The organism is Aeromonas sp. FDAARGOS 1409 (assembly GCF_019048705.1).
Classification (GTDB): domain Bacteria; phylum Pseudomonadota; class Gammaproteobacteria; order Enterobacterales; family Aeromonadaceae; genus Aeromonas; species Aeromonas sanarellii.
In genome coordinates, this window is the sequence record NZ_CP077395.1 from 928,160 (window position 1) to 944,303 (window position 16,144).

Annotated in this window: 13 protein-coding genes; 8 read left to right on the forward strand and 5 right to left on the reverse strand. The window is 67.3% G+C overall.

Annotated elements, in window-relative coordinates; genetic code table 11:
- Positions 1-165: 165 nt before the first annotated feature.
- The 3 genes from I6L39_RS04410 to I6L39_RS04420 all read right to left on the reverse strand — a co-directional run bounded on the left by I6L39_RS04410 (position 166) and on the right by I6L39_RS04420 (position 3,694).
- Positions 166-363 carry a YbdD/YjiX family protein gene (locus I6L39_RS04410; protein ID WP_025325546.1) on the reverse strand — a complete coding sequence of 66 codons (198 nt, stop codon included), beginning with the start codon at positions 361-363 and terminating at the stop codon, positions 166-168.
- A gap of 59 nt (positions 364-422) precedes the next feature.
- Positions 423-2,546 carry a pyruvate/proton symporter CstA gene (cstA, locus tag I6L39_RS04415; protein ID WP_216991138.1) on the reverse strand — a complete coding sequence of 708 codons (2,124 nt, stop codon included), beginning with the start codon at positions 2,544-2,546 and terminating at the stop codon, positions 423-425.
- A gap of 242 nt (positions 2,547-2,788) precedes the next feature.
- On the reverse strand, positions 2,789-3,694 hold the full coding sequence (locus I6L39_RS04420) for a 1,4-dihydroxy-2-naphthoate polyprenyltransferase (RefSeq protein WP_042077561.1): 906 nt from the start codon (positions 3,692-3,694) through the stop codon (positions 2,789-2,791).
- A gap of 209 nt (positions 3,695-3,903) precedes the next feature.
- On the opposite strand from I6L39_RS04420, the gene I6L39_RS04425 reads away from it, so the two are divergent.
- The 8 genes from I6L39_RS04425 (at position 3,904) to I6L39_RS04460 (ending at position 14,999) form a co-directional block, all read left to right on the forward strand.
- Positions 3,904-5,235, forward strand: a complete 1,332-nt coding sequence (locus I6L39_RS04425; RefSeq protein WP_216991139.1) for an isochorismate synthase MenF — start codon at positions 3,904-3,906, stop codon at positions 5,233-5,235.
- Between the two features lie 34 nt (positions 5,236-5,269).
- Positions 5,270-7,003 carry a 2-succinyl-5-enolpyruvyl-6-hydroxy-3-cyclohexene-1-carboxylic-acid synthase gene (gene menD, locus I6L39_RS04430; protein WP_216991140.1) on the forward strand — a complete coding sequence of 578 codons (1,734 nt, stop codon included), beginning with the start codon at positions 5,270-5,272 and terminating at the stop codon, positions 7,001-7,003.
- Positions 6,993-7,754, forward strand: coding sequence for a 2-succinyl-6-hydroxy-2,4-cyclohexadiene-1-carboxylate synthase (menH, locus tag I6L39_RS04435; RefSeq protein ID WP_216991141.1), 762 nt, complete (start codon positions 6,993-6,995; stop codon positions 7,752-7,754). The genes menD and menH overlap by 11 nt, the downstream gene beginning before the upstream one ends.
- 4 nt (positions 7,755-7,758) lie before the next feature.
- On the forward strand, positions 7,759-8,607 hold the full coding sequence (menB, locus tag I6L39_RS04440) for a 1,4-dihydroxy-2-naphthoyl-CoA synthase (RefSeq protein ID WP_280842010.1): 849 nt from the start codon (positions 7,759-7,761) through the stop codon (positions 8,605-8,607).
- The gene (menC, locus tag I6L39_RS04445) at positions 8,607-9,536 is read left to right on the forward strand and encodes an o-succinylbenzoate synthase (RefSeq protein ID WP_216991142.1); all 930 of its coding nucleotides are present in this window, start codon (positions 8,607-8,609) and stop codon (positions 9,534-9,536) included. Before menB ends, menC begins: the two co-directional genes overlap by 1 nt.
- Positions 9,529-10,947 carry an o-succinylbenzoate--CoA ligase gene (menE, locus tag I6L39_RS04450; RefSeq protein WP_254203734.1) on the forward strand — a complete coding sequence of 473 codons (1,419 nt, stop codon included), beginning with the start codon at positions 9,529-9,531 and terminating at the stop codon, positions 10,945-10,947. The genes menC and menE overlap by 8 nt, the downstream gene beginning before the upstream one ends.
- Positions 10,948-11,125: 178 nt before the next feature.
- Positions 11,126-13,870 (forward strand): collagenase, encoded by a 2,745-nt coding sequence (locus tag I6L39_RS04455; RefSeq protein ID WP_216991143.1) that lies wholly within the window; start codon positions 11,126-11,128, stop codon positions 13,868-13,870.
- Positions 13,871-14,036: 166 nt separating this feature from the next.
- Positions 14,037-14,999: a vancomycin high temperature exclusion protein gene (locus I6L39_RS04460; RefSeq protein ID WP_216991144.1), complete on the forward strand. Its 963-nt coding sequence runs from the start codon at positions 14,037-14,039 to the stop codon at positions 14,997-14,999.
- Between the two features lie 58 nt (positions 15,000-15,057).
- Here I6L39_RS04460 and I6L39_RS04465 read toward each other — a convergent pair whose 3' ends face one another.
- Together I6L39_RS04465 and I6L39_RS04470 are read right to left on the reverse strand one after the other, a co-directional pair.
- Complete coding sequence (locus tag I6L39_RS04465; RefSeq protein WP_216991145.1) at positions 15,058-15,672, reverse strand: superoxide dismutase; 615 nt, start codon at positions 15,670-15,672, stop codon at positions 15,058-15,060.
- 21 nt (positions 15,673-15,693) lie between these two features.
- On the reverse strand, positions 15,694-16,119 hold the full coding sequence (locus I6L39_RS04470; RefSeq protein ID WP_216991751.1) for a hypothetical protein: 426 nt from the start codon (positions 16,117-16,119) through the stop codon (positions 15,694-15,696).
- Between the last annotated feature and the right edge of the window lie 25 nt (positions 16,120-16,144).

Here is a 16,144-nt window from a genome sequence, read left to right on the forward strand (position 1 = left end):
CGCTGGCACCGAGAAAACCTCTCAGTAAAGGGTGACAGCTACAGCCTGTGTCATGTTGGAAATCCTGTGAGATGGGGATCGTATCTCTCGCCGAAACCGAGAAAACCGTTCAATAAAGAGTGACCGCTACAGCCTGTGTCATGTTGGAGTCCTGTGATGTGAAACCTAGCAGCAACGCCCGCCATTCTTGCCGCCATAGCGGGCATCCTGGCGTTCGCGAAAGAACTCGTCGTGGCTCATGGGGGTCTGCTCAGGATGGGTCAGCCGCATGTGCTGCACATAGTTGTCGTAATCGGGCACGCCCACCATGAGTCTGGCGGTCTGTCCCAGATACTTGCCCGCCTTGGCCAGGGTATCGAACATGCTTGCTCCTTGTTCGCCGTCGATGAGGGGCCGGCACCCCGGGGTGCCGGCCTGCTGACTTACTTCAGGCTGGGGGCCAGATCGCCGTCGTCATCAGCGTCGGGCTGAGCCGCCTTGCCCGCCGGCATCGGCTGATAAGGGGTTTCGTTCGCGGTCGGCTGCGGATTTTGCAGCGCCTTGAGGGCCGTCTTCAGGGAGAAGAAGGCGAGCACCACCACCACCGCCATGAAGAAGATGGTCAGCCCCGCATCCAGCCGGTTGTTGAACACCAGCTGGGCCAGCTGGGACTCGGTGTACTGGGCCGGTATGGTGCCGCTGTCGATCATGGCCTGGAACTTGTTCGCGATGGCCAGGAAGCCGAGCTTGGGATTGTCGCTGAAGGTCTTCTCCCAGCCCGCCGACAGGGTGCAGATCAGCAGCCAGCTGGTGGGCAGCAGGGCCACCCAGGCGTAGGCCTGACGCTTCATCTTGAACAGCACCACGGCGCACAGCATCAGCGCCATGCCAGCCAGCATCTGGTTCGCGATGCCAAACAGCGGCCACAGGGTGTTGATGCCGCCGAGCGGGTCCACCACCCCCTGATGCAGGAAGTAACCCCAGGCCAGCACGCACAGGGCGGTGGCGAGCAGGTTGGCCGGCAGGGAATCGGTGCGTTTCAGGGACGGGGAGATGACCCCCATCAGATCCTGCAGCATGAAGCGGGCCGCCCGGGTACCGGCGTCCACCGCCGTGAGGATGAAGAGCGCCTCGAACAGGATGGCGAAGTGATACCAGAAGGCGACGTTCATCAGGCCGCCGAGGGCGCCGTGCAGTATGTAGGCCATGCCGACCGCCAGGGTCGGGGCGCCGCCGGCACGGGAGATGATGCTCTGCTCGCCCACCTCGCCGGCGATGCGGGTCAGGGTCTCCGGGGTGATCTGGAAGCCCCAGCCGCTCACCACGGCGGCGGCGGAGGCCACCACGTCGGCGGTACCCGCCGGCGCCAGCACCGCCAGAGGGCTGTTCATGGCGAAGTAGACGCCCGGATCGATGACGCAGGCGGAGACCAGGGCCATGATGGCGACGAAGGACTCCATCAGCATGCCGCCGTAGCCGATGAAGCAGGCCTGGTTCTCGTTGGCCAGCATCTTGGGAGTGGTGCCGGAGGAGATGAGCGCGTGGAAGCCGGAGACGGCGCCACAGGCGATGGTGATGAACAGGAAGGGGAAGAGATCCCCGGCCCAGACCGGACCCGTGCCGTCCACGAACTGGGTCAGTGCCGGCATCTGCAGGGTCGGCTGGGTCACCAGAATGCCGATGGCCAGGCCGACTATGGTGCCGATCTTGAGGAAGGTGGAGAGGTAGTCCCGCGGCGCCAGCAGCAGCCAGACCGGCAGTACGGAGGCGACGAAGCCATAGCCCACCAGCATCCAGGTCAGCTGCACCCCGTCGAAGTCGAAGTAGGGCGCCCAGGTCTCGCTCTCGGCCACCCAGCCGCCGGAGACGATGGCGAAGACGAGGCACACCAGGCCGATGATGGAGACCTCGCCGATGCGGCCCGGCCTCAGGTAGCGGGTGTAGATCCCCATGAAGATGGCGAGCGGTATGGTGAAGGCGACCGTGTAGGTGCCCCAGGGGCTGTGGGTGAGCGCCTTGACCACTATCATCGCCAGCACCGCCAGGATGATCACCATGATCATGAAGGTGGCCACCAGGGCGATGACCCCGGCGACGGGGCCCATCTCCGACTTGATCAGCTCGCCGAGGGAGCGACCGTCGCGGCGGGTGGAGACGAACAGCACCATGAAGTCCTGCACCGCCCCCGCCAGCACCACCCCCGCCAGCAGCCAGAGCATGCCGGGCAGATAGCCCATCTGGGCCGCCAGCACGGGGCCCACCAGGGGGCCGGCACCGGCGATGGCGGCGAAGTGGTGGCCGAACAACACCTTCTTGTCGGTCGGCACATAGTCCAGGCCGTCGTTGTGGCGCACCGCCGGGGTCATGCGGCTGCCGTCCACCGCCAGCACCCGGCTGGCGATGTAGAGGCCGTAGTAGCGATAGGCGATCAGATAGACGCACACCGCCGCCACCACTATCCAGAGCGCGTTGATCTGTTCACCCCGGTTGAGGGCGATGTAACCGAGGGAGCCTGCGCCCAGCAGCGCCAGCAGCCCCCATCCCAGGTGTTTCCCTAACTTGTCCATAAGTGTGTCCCTGCCGTCGATTTTTACATGTGCAACCAAGTACGGTTACATCTCTATAGCAATCAGGCAGGCGCCACAATCGGAGCCCGTCACAACTCGGAAGCCTGCCCCGGGAATTTCTCAATATTGCCGGACGGATCACGGCCCTGTGGGGAGAGGCGACATGGATGGGATTGAATTGGCAGGAAAAACTGGCGATGGCCCCACAAAAAAGGCCCCTTGCGGGGCCCTTCAGGCAGCCCTCAGGAGAGGGCGAGGCCGATGGAGAGCAGCAGGCTGTAGAGGAAGGCGCTGATGGCGGTCTTCTTGAGGGCGCCGGTCAACACCTCCCCATCGAAGCTCTGGCGCAGGGTGTGGGCGGCATCGGCGAGGGGCTTCATGGCGGGCAGGAAGATCCAGGGCCAGAGGCTCGCAGGCTGAGTCAGCAGAAAGGCGACGGTGGCCAGCAGCGCCGCCCCCAGCAGCCCCCAGTGATAGGCGATGGCGCGGTTGCGGCCGAGCCGCACCGCCAGGGTGATCTTGCCGCTGGCGGCGTCCGTCTCGATGTCGCGCACGTTGTTGATGTTGAGCACGGCGGTCGCCAACAGGCCGCAGGCAGTGGCGGGCAGCAGCAGATCCCACTGCAGGGTGTGGGTGAACAGGTAGTAGGAGCCGAGCACCCCCAGCAGGCCGAAGAACAGGAACACCGAGATATCCCCGAAGCCGCGATAACCGTATGGAGTCTTGCCCACCGTGTAGGTGATGGCCGCGACGATGGCGGCGCCTCCCAGCAGGATGAAGGTCAGGATCTGCTGCCACGCCTCCCCGAAGGCGCAGGCCAGCAGGGCGAGCCCGCTCACCACGGCCGCCAGGGCGGTCAGCCCCATGGCCAGGCACATCTGGTGCCTGGTGATGAGGCCGGAAACTACGGCGCGCTGGGGTCCGATCCGCTCCCCGTTGTCGGCGCCGGAGACCGCATCCCCGTAGTCGTTGGCCAGGTTGGAGAGGATCTGCAGCAGGATGGCGGTCAGCAGGGAGAGGCCCATGATGGTGCCGTCGAAGGCCCCCCGGCTGGCTGCCAGCCCCGAGCCCAGCAGGATGGAGGAACACGCCAGGGGCAGAGTTCGCAAACGCGCCGCCAGCAACCAAACAGAGAAGGTATTTGTCATATTGTGATGGCCAAACGATCGGATATTGATCGTGTTAAGGGTTATCGAACCGGATTTCGGTATACTTGGCTCCGCGGGGGCTGGACTCCCTCGGGCAATTTACATGGAAGAATGGGCAGATAATATATAGGAAATCGTCGCCCTTTGGCATCAACCTGCGCCATCCTCCCCCAGAGTGATTGCGACAATCCGGCTCAGACAAGACATCCATGTTGGCTCAGACCCATCTCAAGCAACAACTGGACGCCCTGCGTCACAGCACTGTCAGCGGTTTCATGCGCTTGCGCGTGGCGGCCAGCGTCGAGGCGTTCCCGGGCTGGCTGGCGGCGCAGGCGATCTACCCCCGGATCTATTGGCGCGCCAGAGGGGCCAGCCGCCCCGAATACGTGGCGCTCGGCGCCATCCACGAGCTGACCCGGCCGGAGGATATACAGCGGGTCTGCGATCTCGCCGGGGCGGGCAGTGAAGACAGCCCCCGCTACTACGGCGGCCTGGCGTTCGACCCCACCCAGCCAGGCTGGGACGGCTTCGGCCCCTGCCGCTTCGTGCTGCCGCGCATCGAGCTGGTGCGCCGGGGGGAGTGCACCAGCCTCTGCCTCAACCTCTGGCTGCCCGCCCGGGAGCAGGAGCGCGAATTCGAAGCCGAGCTGCAGGCCGCCGAGGCGGCGCTCGATGCCCTGCAACCCGAGGCGCCCCTGCCCGCGCTGACCAAACAGCCCTGGCAGCGCCGGGATCTGCCGGGCCCGGCCCAGTGGCAAACCCTGGTAGAGCAGGTGACGGCCCCCGACTTCCAGGCCCACACCCCCAAGGTGGTGCTGTCGCGGGAGAGCCTGCTCGCCGGCGAGGAGAGCGGCTCCCCCCTCTGTCCCTGGTCCCTGCTGACCCAGTGGGCCCGCCATGCCCAGGAGTGTTTCCACTTCGGCTTCCAGTTTTCCCCCGAGCAGAGCTTCATCGCCTGCTCCCCCGAGCGTCTCTATCGCCGGGAGCGGGGCCACCTCTTCACCGAGGCGCTGGCGGGCACCATACGCCGCTCCGGCGACGAGGCGACCGACGCGGCCCTGGCCGCCGAGTTGCTGGCCGACAGCAAGAACCGGCTGGAGAACCGGCTGGTCCACGCGGATATCCTGAGCCGCCTGGCCCCGCTCACCACCCGGACCAGCCTGACCGAGCCGCGCATCCTCAAACTGCGGCTGCTGCAGCACCTCAAGTGCGACATCGAGGCCGAACTCCAGCCCGGCGTGTGCGACTGGCAACTGCTGGCCGCCCTGCACCCCACCCCCGCCGTGGGCGGGGCCCCCCGCGAGGCGGCGCTCGCCTTCATTCGCGAACACGAGCCCCATGAGCGCGGCTGGTATGCCGGCGCCTGCGGCATGCTGAGCCGGGAGACCTCGGAGTTCTCCGTCGCCATTCGCAGCGCCCGCATCACGGCCCGGGGCATCAGCCTGTTTGCCGGCGCCGGCATAGTGGCGGGGTCGCAGCCGGCCGCCGAGTGGGCCGAGCTCGACAACAAGATCGCCAACGTGCTCTCCCTGCTGGGATAGCGTTTCTTCATCGTTTCCTCACTGCGAGAGCCTTATGCCCGCCAGCCAATTGCCTGAGCACCGCGCGTTTGCCAGCCAGCATGCCACCTTCAACCACGTCTGGTCTTCCCTCCTGCTGGAGGAGCTCTATCGGCTCGGCGTGCGGGACATCGCCCTGGCCTCGGGTTCGCGCTCGGCACCGCTCACCATGGCCGCCGCCGCCCACCCGGGCTTTCGCCGTCACCTGCACTTCGACGAGCGCGGCCTCGGCTTCATGGCGCTCGGGCTCGCCAAGGGCAGCGGCCGGCCGGTGGCGGTGATCATTACCTCGGGCACGGCGGTGGCGAACCTCTGGCCCGCGGTGGCCGAGGCCCAGCTCACCGGCGTGCCGCTCATCATCCTCTCCGCCGATCGCCCCCCCGAGCTCATCGACAACGGCGCCAACCAGGCCATCGACCAGCAGGGGATCTTCGGACGCTATCCCGTCCATCAGCAGAACCTGCCGAGCCCCACCCCCAGCATCCCGGCCGCCTTCGTGCTGAGCTCGGTGGATCAGGCCCTGGCCCGCCAGGCGCACACCCCTGGGCCGGTGCACTTCAACTGCATGTACCCCGAACCCCTCTATCCCGGCGAGGCGTACCTGGACTTTGCCGACTACCTGGCTCCCCTCGGCGACTGGCTCCACTCGGGCAAACCCTGGAGCCCCTGGCAGCTGGCCGAGGCCCCCTGCCCCCGCCAGCCGGACTGGGAGGAGCTCCAGGGCAAGCGCGGCGTCATCGTCGCGGGGCGCATCCAGGATCCCGCGCAAGGCAGGGCGGTGGCCGAGCTGGCCGAGCGGCTCGGCTGGCCGCTGCTGGCGGACCTGCAGAGCCAGATCCGCTTCGACGGCCGCAACCTGGTGCACGCGGATCTCGCCCTGCAAAACGGCGACTTCGTGGCCGAGCTGGCCCGCGCCGAAGTGCTGCTGCAATTCGGCGCCCGCCTCATCTCCAAACGCCTCGGCCAGTTCATCAAACAGCACCCCTGGCAGGATTACTGGCTGGTGGACCCGCAGCCGGCCCGGCTCGATCCCGACTATCGGCTGCGCCGCCGCCTGGTGTGCACGCCCTCGGCCTTTGCCGCCGCCCACCCTCTGGGCCGGGAGTCACATCCCTGGCACCAGCTGGGCGCGCACCAGCAGGGGATCAGCCAGCAGATCCGTGCCGCCTGCGATCGCTTCTCCGAGCTCGGGATCTGCCACCGTCTGAACCGGCTCATCCAGGGCCAGCTGTTCGTCGGCAACAGCATGCCGGCCCGGCTGATGGACATGCTGGGCGAGGCGGGCACGGGCCCCAACCGGGTGATGACCAACCGCGGCGCCTCCGGCATCGACGGCCTGATCGCCACGGCCTTCGGTTTCTCCCAGTGCAGCGACGAGCCCACCACCCTGCTGCTCGGGGATCTCAGCGCATTGCACGATCTCAACAGCCTGGCCCTGCTCGGCAAGGCGAGCCGCCCTCTGGTGGTGATCCTGCTCAACAACGACGGCGGCAGCATCTTCCGCATGCTGCCGGTGCCGACCCAGGACGCCCTGCTGGAGACTTACTACTGCCTGCCCCACGGCCTGCACTTCGAGCACGCCGCCGCCATGTTCGGCCTCGCCTACCGGGCGCCGACCACCCTCGACGAATTTGAACGAGACTACGCCGCGGCGCTGCAAAGCGGGACAACCCTGATTGAAATCAAGGTACCGAGCAGTGAAGTCGCCGAGGATCTCAAGGCGCTGGGAGCCGCCATCCGTGGTCTCTGATCCCGTACCTCTGGTGCTGCTGCACGGCCTGCTGGGGGACGCCGAGGACTGGCGGCCCGTCATCCAGGCCCTGGCCGGCATCGAGTGCCACGCCCTGGATCTGCCGGGCCACGGTCGCAACCAGGCTGTGCGGGTGAGTGGCTTCGACGAGGCCCATCGCTGGCTCTGCGACGAGCTGGCCACGCGGGATATCACCCACTACCGGCTGGTGGGTTATTCGCTGGGGGGGCGGCTCGCGCTTCATCACGCCAGCCTGTCACCGACGGGGCTGCAGGCCCTGCTGCTGGAGAACTGCCATCCGGGCCTGCCGGAAGCCGAGCGGGCGGCCCGCCTCGTGCACGACGAGCTGTGGGCCAGCCGTTTCGAGCACGAGCCCCTGCCCCGGGTGCTGGCGGACTGGTATCGCCAGCCGGTGTTCGCCGACCTGGACGAGGAGGCCCGCGCCCGCCAGGCCGCCCGCCGCCTCGGCAATCAGGGCCCCGCGGTCGCCGCCATGTTGCGCGCCACCTCCCTCGGCAGGCAGCCGGATCTCGCCCCCTGGCTCGGGGAGACCCGGCTGCCGGTGCACTGGGTCTCCGGCAACCGGGATCACAAATTCCATGCCCTCGCTTGCCAGTTGGTAAAGCAAGGCTGCAATATCAAACACTTGGCTCTGGATGGCGGGCACAACCTGCACGCCGGCCAGCCCGATACCTTTGCCCGGCTCCTGCGGGAGTGGGTCAACCAACCAGAAGAGAAGATCCATGATTGAAGCAATGACGGAAGCCGAGCTCTATGCCCCTGTCGAGTGGCGCGACTGCTCAGCCGGTTACGAAGACATCCTCTATCACAAGTCCCGGGATGGCATTGCCAAGATCACCATCAACCGCCCCCAGGTGCGCAACGCCTTCCGCCCACGCACCGTGAAAGAGATGCTGCAGGCCCTGGCCGATGCCCGCTACGACGATCGGGTAGGCACCATCATCCTCACCGGCTTCGGCGAGCAGGCGTTCTGTGCCGGCGGCGACCAGAAGATCCGGGGCGACTACGGTGGATACCGCGATGACGAGGGCACCCACCACCTCAACGTGCTGGACTTCCAGCGCGACATCCGCACCTGCCCCAAACCCGTGGTGGCCATGGTGGCCGGCTACGCGGTCGGTGGCGGCCACGTGCTGCACATGATGTGCGACCTGACCATTGCCGCCGACAACGCCCAGTTCGGCCAGACCGGCCCCAAGGTCGGCTCCTTCGACGGCGGCTGGGGTGCCTCCTACATGGCGCGCATCGTCGGCCAGAAGAAGGCCAGGGAGATCTGGTTCCTGTGCCGTCTGTACGACGCCAAGCAGGCGCTCGACATGGGGCTGGTCAACACCGTCGTGCCCCTGGCGGAGCTGGAGCGTGAAACCGTGCGCTGGTGCCGCGAGATGCTGCAGCACAGCCCCATGGCGCTGCGCTGCCTGAAGGCCGCCCTGAACGCCGACTGCGACGGCCAGGCCGGCTTGCAGGAGCTGGCGGGCAATGCCACCATGCTGTTCTACATGACCGAAGAGGGTCAGGAAGGGCGCAACGCGTTCAACGAGAAACGCCGTCCCGACTTCTCCAAATACAAGCGGAATCCCTGATGACACTCGCCCTCTACCGCTACCAACTGCCCTTTACCCAGCCCCTGACCTTTCACGGCCAGGTGCAGGTGGCGCGTGAGGGCCTGCTGGTGCGCATCCATGACGGCTGGGGGGAGATAGCCCCCCTGCCCGGCTTCTCCAGAGAGACCCTGGCCGAGGCCCAGACCGACACCCTCGACTGCCTGGCGCAGCTGGCCAGGGGCCAGGCCATGACGCCCCGGCTGCCTTCGGTGCAGTTCGGGCTCGACTGTGCCCGCCGGGCCTGGCCGGCCCAGACGGCCCCCCTGCCCGAGCCCTATCCGCTCATCCAGGGCTCTCCCCAGGAGCTGCTCAAGAACTGGAAGCAGTGGCTGCACGAGACCCCGCCCAAGGCCAAGCTGAAGGTGGCCCGCTACCCCATGCGGGACGAGCTGGCGCTGATCCGGTTGCTGCTCGACCGGCGACCCAACCTCAAGCTGGTGCTGGATGCGAACCAGGGCTGGACCCGCGAGGAGGCCTGGGCCTTCTGCGGCCACCTGGATCCGAACCGCATCGAGTACCTGGAAGACCTGTGCGCCGACTTCGAGGACATCGCCTTCGTCGCCAGCCGCACCGGCATGCCGGTGGCGCTGGACGAGCTGCTGGCCCAGGGCAAGACCTGGGAGCCCATCCCCCAGCTGCGCGCCCTGGTGCTCAAGCCCACCCTGCTCGGGTCCCTGGCCCACTGCGAGGCCCTGGTGACACGGGCCCGGGAGCTGAGGCTCAAGGTGATCGTCTCCTCCTGCTTCGAGTCCGGGGTCGGTCTCGGCCAGCTCGCCCGCCTCGCGGGGGAGTGGGCGCCGGATCAGGCCCCCGGCCTCGACACCCGCCGCTGGCTGGCCAGGGATCTGCTGGACAAGCAGGGCCAACCCGACCCCAGCCGGATGGAGCCCCTGTTCCACCGTGACTGACCGGAAGAGGCTGTCGCCTGAGCCTCACCCCGTCGAACCCTGCCCGGTACGCCACTGGGCCAGGGTGGCACCCAGGCGGATCGCCATCCAGGGAGCCATCCCCCTCGACTATCAAGAACTCGATCGACGGCTCAACGGCCTGAGCGAGCAGCTGGCCCGGGCCGGATTGCAGCCGGGCGATCGCCTCGCCGCCGTGGTGCGCGGCGCCCTGGAGGATGTGCTGCTGGCCTGGGCCTGCGTGCGCAGCGGCCTGATCTTCTGCCCCCTCAACCCCGCCTTTCCTCTGGCGAAACAGGCCGGGCTGGCACGCCAGCTCCGGGTGCAGGCCTGCTGGTCGGCGGGGGAGATCCCGACGGGCGACTGGCAAGCGCTCAGCCTCGACTTCGCCCATGAGCCGGCGACGGACGAAGGCGACTGCACGCTGGATCCTGCCCGACTCAGCAACATGATCCTCACCTCGGGCTCCAGCGGCACGCCCAAGGCGGTGGTACACCGGCTGGCGAACCATCTGGCCTCCGCCCGGGGCTCCGCCACCCTGATCCCCCTGAACGAGACCTGCGGCTGGCTGCTCTCCCTGCCGCTGTTTCACGTCGGCGGCTACGCCATCCTGTTCCGGGTCTTCCTGGCGGGGGCCGCCCTGGTGCTGGACGATCGCAGCCAGCCGCTCAAGGCGCGGCTGGAGCGCCAGCCCATCACCCACCTCTCCCTGGTGCCGACCCAGCTCTGGCGGCTGCTGGCGGCGGGGTTCGAGCCATCGCGCACCCGGGTGCGCGAACTGCTGCTCGGCGGCGCCGCCATCCCGACCCCCCTGGTGAGCCGGCTGACCGCCATGGGGCTGGTGCCCAAGGTGAGCTATGGCCTCTCGGAGATGGGCAGCCAGGTCTGTACCGGCCAGCCCTGCGCCGCCGGCGTGGTGGGCCGTCCGCTGCCGGGGCGGGAGATCTGCATCCGCCAGGGGGAGATCTGCGTGCGCGGCGACACCCTGTTTGCGGGCTATTTCCAGGAGGGCGAGCTGGTGCGACCGCTGGACGAGGCGGGCTGGTTCCACACCCGGGACAAGGGACGCCTCACCGCCGAGGGCGAGCTGGTGGTGGAGGGGCGGCTCGACAACCTCTTCATCTCGGGGGGCGAGAACATCCAGCCCGAGGCCATAGAGCAGCGGCTGGTGGACCACCCCGCCGTGGCCCAGGCCCTGGTGGTGCCGGTGCCGAGCGAGGAGTGGGGGCAGAGGCCCGCCGCCTTTATCGACTGGCACGGCGAACCTGTTCCTCCTGCCGAGCTCGCCGCCTGGATCAGGCTGTCGTTACCCGGCTTTATGGTGCCGGATCGCTGGCTGCCCTGGCCGGATCTCGGCGGCAACCTCAAACCCTCCCGCACCCTGCTCGCCCGGCGCCTGCGGCAAGACGACTGACGCCGCCCCCCATATGGGGCTGAGCCCTTGCTATCAACACAGCCCCTTTTGGGGCTGTTTTTGTGCTGTTTGCTCCCGAACGCAGGATTCTGCCTCGCCATCTGGCACATTGATATTCTTTTGGAGCCCAATACCCTGTCTGGTCCCCACGCCCATCCATCCACCAAAAGGGATCACGATGAACCACCTCTCTACCCGGCTGCTGCTCCTGGCAGCCCCCTGCCTGCTCGCCACCTCGGCGCAGGCCAACTACTCCTCCGACTGGCAACAGTACCAACTCAAGGGGGAATCCAGCCGCCAGCTGGGGGACCGTCTCACCGAAGTGACCTACGAGCTGAGCGCCCGCAGCAGCGATGCCCCCTATCAGCAGCTGAGGGTGTATCGCCGCTTCGACTGGCGCGATGCCAACCTGGCCGCACTGGCAGAGCGGCAGTGCGGCGAGCCGCAGCTCAGGATCGAGCAGGGCTGGCAGATCCGCTATCTCAGCTGTGAGGAGGTGGTGCCGGCCGGCAAAGCCGTCCCGGCCAGCAGCTACGACTATGGCTACGGCATGAGGCAGGGCCGCTGGGAGCCGCTGGCAGGCACCCCGACCGCGCCGCGTCAGGATCGCCTGCCGCTGGCGGAGCGGGTCATCCTGGGTCACGGCGAGCAGGAGCTGGATCGCTGCGAGCTCAACGCCGAAGGTCGCTGCGCCGAGCTGGCATGGCAGTACCAGCCGCAAAACTGGCAGCAATTGAAGGCGCTGGAAGAGACCCCCAACGAGCGGGATGGCCGCCTCGAGCAGATCTTCTTCCGCCTGCAGCCGGTTGCGGGCAGCCAGGCCGCCCGTCAGGTGAGCGAGCTGCACGTCTGGCGCCAGTACACCTGGTTGCTGGACGAGATCAAGGCCCAGCAGGAGTGCGATGAACCCCAGACCCGTCAGGAAGGGGACAAGATCATCAGCTACCGGGTGTGCCGTCAGACCCTGCCAGCCGGCAGCGAGGTGCAGGTGGTCTTGAAGGACACCGGCTATCAATACCCGGTGGGGGGCAGCGAATGGCAGACCCTGCCGGAGACGACCGAGTGGCAGGAGAGCCGGGTGCTCAACCGCCCCATGGTGCTGGCCAGCAAGGAAGAGCAGCTCGACTGTCGCCGTGCCGACGGCCGCGCCTGCTCCGAGCCGGAGCTGCCGGGCACCGAGCTGCTGGACGCCGAAGCGGCCAGGATAGTGCAGGATGCCAGTGGCCAGCCCGCGCCGGTCTGGCAGGAGAACTATGGTCACGATGACACCAAGCTGCTGGCCGCGTCCCGCGGCATCCAGAGCCTGCTGGCGGCCAATCAGCCGGCCCATCCGGCCATGAAGCTGCTGCTGGAATACGTGCGTGCCCACAACTACCACAACTACGGCAAGCACAAGGAAGACGGCCCGGCTGCCGCCGAGGCGCTGGCCGAGGCATTGACGGCCCTGGGCGCCCATCCGCTGCTCTTCCCGGAGCAGGCCAGCGACGAGGTTGGTGCCGTCATGGGTGCCTGGAGCATCGCCCTGCACGGCCAGTTCAAGAGCCCGGCAGTGCAGAGCCGCTTTGGCACCCTGCTCGGCGAGTTCAACCAGATGCTGGCCTACAGCACCCGCCATACCAGCGAGATCAACGGCCGGCATCCCTGGGCGACCGGTCTGTTCGATCTGCTCAACTTCCTCGACTTCGCCAGCGACTACAGCGACCCCTTCGCCAACGACTTCCGCCAGCAGGATGGCGAGCTGCGCAAGCAGCTGCACGCCCTCGGCATGAGCGAGCTCGCGTTGTGGAAGGGACGGGATGGCGCCGATTTGTTCCTGCTCAACAACGTGCTGGATGCCTACACCCGCCTCTACCGGGTCGCCCGCTATACCCGCCCGGACGAGCTCGACGGCTATCGCAAACTGCTGGATGACTCCGTCATCGCACTCGTTCGCCACCACGACCTGATCCCCGGCGGTCAGCAGAGCCAGGATCTGCTGGAAGACATGTCGCTGGCCCTCTCCACCTACTACCTGACCTACACGGACCGCACCGGCGAAGCCTGCATCAGCGGTGACTTTGCCGGGCTCTGCACCCCTGTCCGGGTGGAGGACGTGCTGCCGTTCGAGCACACCTGCTCGCCGACCCTGCGCCTGCGCGCCCAGGATCTGACCCTGGATCAGGCCGAGGGGATCTGCCGTGAACTGGGCGCCGAAGAGCAGCGGTTCCACCAGCAGATGGAAACCGGCTGGCAGCCGGTGGCGGACGATCACAACGAGGCGCTGGAGCTGGTGGTCTTCGACTCCTCCGCCGACTGGAAACGCTACGGCAGTGCCCTGTTCGGCGGCGTCTCCACCGACAACGGCGGCATCTACCTCGAAGGGGATCCGGCTCGCCCCGGCAACCAGGCCCGCTTCTTCGCCTACGAGGCGGAGTGGAAGCGCCCCGCCTTCCAGGTGTGGAACCTGCGCCACGAGTACGTGCACTACCTGGACGGCCGCTTCAACCAGTACGGCAGCTTCGGCCACTACCCCCTCAACCGCACCACCTGGTGGTCGGAAGGGCTGGCGGAGTTCATCGCCCACGGCCAGTGCTTCGCCCGCGGTCTGGACAACGTCGCCGGCCGTCCTGCCAGCGATCGTCCGGCCCTGGCCGACATCCTGCACCTGGATTACGACAAGGGCGGCGAGATGGTCTACTCCTGGTCCTACACGGTGCACCGCTTCCTCAGCGAGACCGGTCGCGGCGCCAGCTGGCTGGCCATGGCCCGGGCCCTGCGAGGCCCGGATCAGCAGCAGGCGATGAGCGCCTTCGAAGCCGAGCTGGATGCGCTGATCGCAAGCGACAGCGAGGCCTACCAGCAGTGGCTCGGCCGCGAACTGCTGCCCTGGTGGGAGGCCAACAAGGACTCTGACGAGTGCAAGGCCAACGACTCTGCCCACTGAGGACGAGACGGGGATGACAAGGGGCGGCCATGACCGCCCCTGCTTATGAATGATGTTAATCGGCTCAGGATCAAGCAGTTAGCCGACCTCTCCCTGCGACAACCTCTGCCCGTGTGACACCCTGGGCGGTCATCAAGCCTGACGCGCGGCGGCAACTTGTAATAGAATGACCCCCTGTCTTCTCTTACTTCAGACCCGAACCGCACCGCGCATGAAGAAGTTTGCCAAGATCCTGCTCGCCTGCCTCTGCCTGTTGCTGGCCTCCGTCGCCGCCCTGCTTGGCTACAGCGAGTGGACCGTCTCGGACGCCCGTCACTACACCTATGACGACGTCAACGCGGTGCCCTACAACCGGGTCGCCCTGGTGCTCGGCACCTCCAAATACCTGATCGGGGGCAGCCCGAACCACTACTTCAAATACCGGATCAAGGCCGCCGCCGAGCTCTACAACAACGGCAAGGTGGACTACATCCTGGTCTCAGGCGACAACGCCACCGTGCAGTACAACGAGCCGCGCCAGATGCGGCGGGCGCTGATCCAGGCCGGCATCCCGGCCAGCGCCATCTACAGCGACTACGCCGGCTTTCGCACCCTGGACTCCATCGTGCGGGCCAAGGAGGTGTTCGGCCAGGCCCGCTTCACCGTGGTCTCCCAGGCCTTTCACAACGAGCGCGCCATCTTCATCGCCCGCCACTTCGGCATAGAGGCCATCGGCTTCAACGCCCTGGATCCCAGCGCCTATCAGGGCATCCGTACCCGGGTGCGCGAAGTGTTCGCCCGCCTGATGGGGCTGCTCGACCTCTACGTGCTGGACAAGGGGCCCAAGTTCCTCGGCGAGCCCATCGTCATCGGCGCCCCCGCCCCCTGCCAGGTCTTGAGCACCATAGGAACGGGCCAGCCCTGCCTGCCCATTGTCGCCCCCAAGACGCCGGCCCAGCCGCCGACAGCCGGCACCGCACCAACGGCCAGCACGGCAACCTCGACCGTCAGCGGGGCGGCAGCAACCAGCAGCGCCGCGGCCACCAGCGCAGCCTTGCCGAGCGAGACCACGCCCGTGGACGCCCCGGCTGCCGCCAGTGCGGCGACGCCAACCAGCAGCGCCCCGGCCACCCGGGCGCAAGCACACTGACCCTCAATAGCAGAGACCCGCCAACTGGCGGGTCTCTTTCATCTGGCAATCGGGCTGGTCATGCCAACGCGTCCTGGTAGCGGCGCGCCACCTCGGGCCAGTCGATCACGTTGTAAAACGCGGCTATGTAGTCGGAACGCTTGTTCTGGTACTTGAGGTAGTAGGCGTGCTCCCACACATCCAGCCCCAGGATGGGCACCAGCCCCTCCATCAGGGGGCTGTCCTGGTTGGCGCTGCTCACCACCCGGAGCTTGCCGCTCTGGTCCACCACCAGCCAGGCCCAGCCGCTGCCAAAACGGCTCAGGGCCGCCTGGGTAAAGGCCTGCCTGAAGGCCTCCAGCCCCCCCAGATCCCGATCGATCGCCGCGGCCAGCTCCCCGCCCGGCTCACCGCCGCCCCGGGGGCTCATCACCTGCCAGAACAGGCTGTGGTTCGCATGGCCACCGCCGTGATTGCGCACCGCCCCCTGCACCTTGCCAGGCAGGCTGTCGAAGCGGGCGAGCAGCTCCTCCACCGGCAGGGGCGCCAGCTCGGGGAGATCGGCCAGAGCCGCATTGAGGTTGGTGATATACGTCTGGTGGTGACGGCCGTGATGGATCTCCATGGTCAGCGCATCGATGTGGGGTTCCAGTGCGTCGTAGGCATAGGCAAGGGCAGGCAGGGTATGGCTCATGGTCACCTCTGTTTATCGTGATTAATGCAGTTGCGGGGCTCTCTCGGCCTGGCACAGGCACTGACCGAGACAGCGCAGGATGCCGTCGTGGTGGCCGTGCCTGCGCACGAAGGCGAGCAGCTCGGTGCGGGTGCTGTGGGCGTGGCGAAGAGCCGCCTCCCGCAGGGCAGCGGAACTGGTGGGGGACTGGCTGGTGGCGAGCAGGCAATCGTGCACGTGGCACAGCAGGTCGGCCGCCCTGTCCGGCAGCGTCATGGCCACCAGCAGATCCGCCAGATTGTGATGGGCCACCACCAGGGCTGCTACCGCTTCGTCGGCATCGTGCCAGTCGGCAAACTGCTGGCGAGCCAGCCACAGGGCCTGCTGGTAACAGTCGAGCGCCCTGGCATATTCGCCGGCATCGAAGTGGCGATTGCCGCTCAGGGTCTGCGCCTTCCAGTGCGCCATGCTGCTGTCCACCTCTGTGGTGCCT

Bases quoted from the DNA above. Each gene is read 5' to 3' on its own strand.
- menC (WP_216991142.1), top strand. From the start codon at position 8,607: ATGACACTCGCCCTCTACCGCTACCAACTGCCCTTTACCCAGCCCCTG.
- I6L39_RS04425 (WP_216991139.1), top strand. From the start codon at position 3,904: ATGTTGGCTCAGACCCATCTCAAGCAACAACTGGACGCCCTGCGTCAC.
- cstA (WP_216991138.1), bottom strand. From the start codon at position 2,546: ATGGACAAGTTAGGGAAACACCTGGGATGGGGGCTGCTGGCGCTGCTG.
- I6L39_RS04460 (WP_216991144.1), top strand. From the start codon at position 14,037: ATGACCCCCTGTCTTCTCTTACTTCAGACCCGAACCGCACCGCGCATG.
- I6L39_RS04465 (WP_216991145.1), bottom strand. From the start codon at position 15,672: ATGAGCCATACCCTGCCTGCCCTTGCCTATGCCTACGACGCACTGGAA.
- menB (WP_280842010.1), top strand. From the start codon at position 7,759: ATGACGGAAGCCGAGCTCTATGCCCCTGTCGAGTGGCGCGACTGCTCA.
- I6L39_RS04470 (WP_216991751.1), bottom strand. From the start codon at position 16,119: ATGGCGCACTGGAAGGCGCAGACCCTGAGCGGCAATCGCCACTTCGAT.
- I6L39_RS04455 (WP_216991143.1), top strand. From the start codon at position 11,126: ATGAACCACCTCTCTACCCGGCTGCTGCTCCTGGCAGCCCCCTGCCTG.
- menD (WP_216991140.1), top strand. From the start codon at position 5,270: ATGCCCGCCAGCCAATTGCCTGAGCACCGCGCGTTTGCCAGCCAGCAT.
- I6L39_RS04420 (WP_042077561.1), bottom strand. From the start codon at position 3,694: ATGACAAATACCTTCTCTGTTTGGTTGCTGGCGGCGCGTTTGCGAACT.
- I6L39_RS04410 (WP_025325546.1), bottom strand. From the start codon at position 363: ATGTTCGATACCCTGGCCAAGGCGGGCAAGTATCTGGGACAGACCGCC.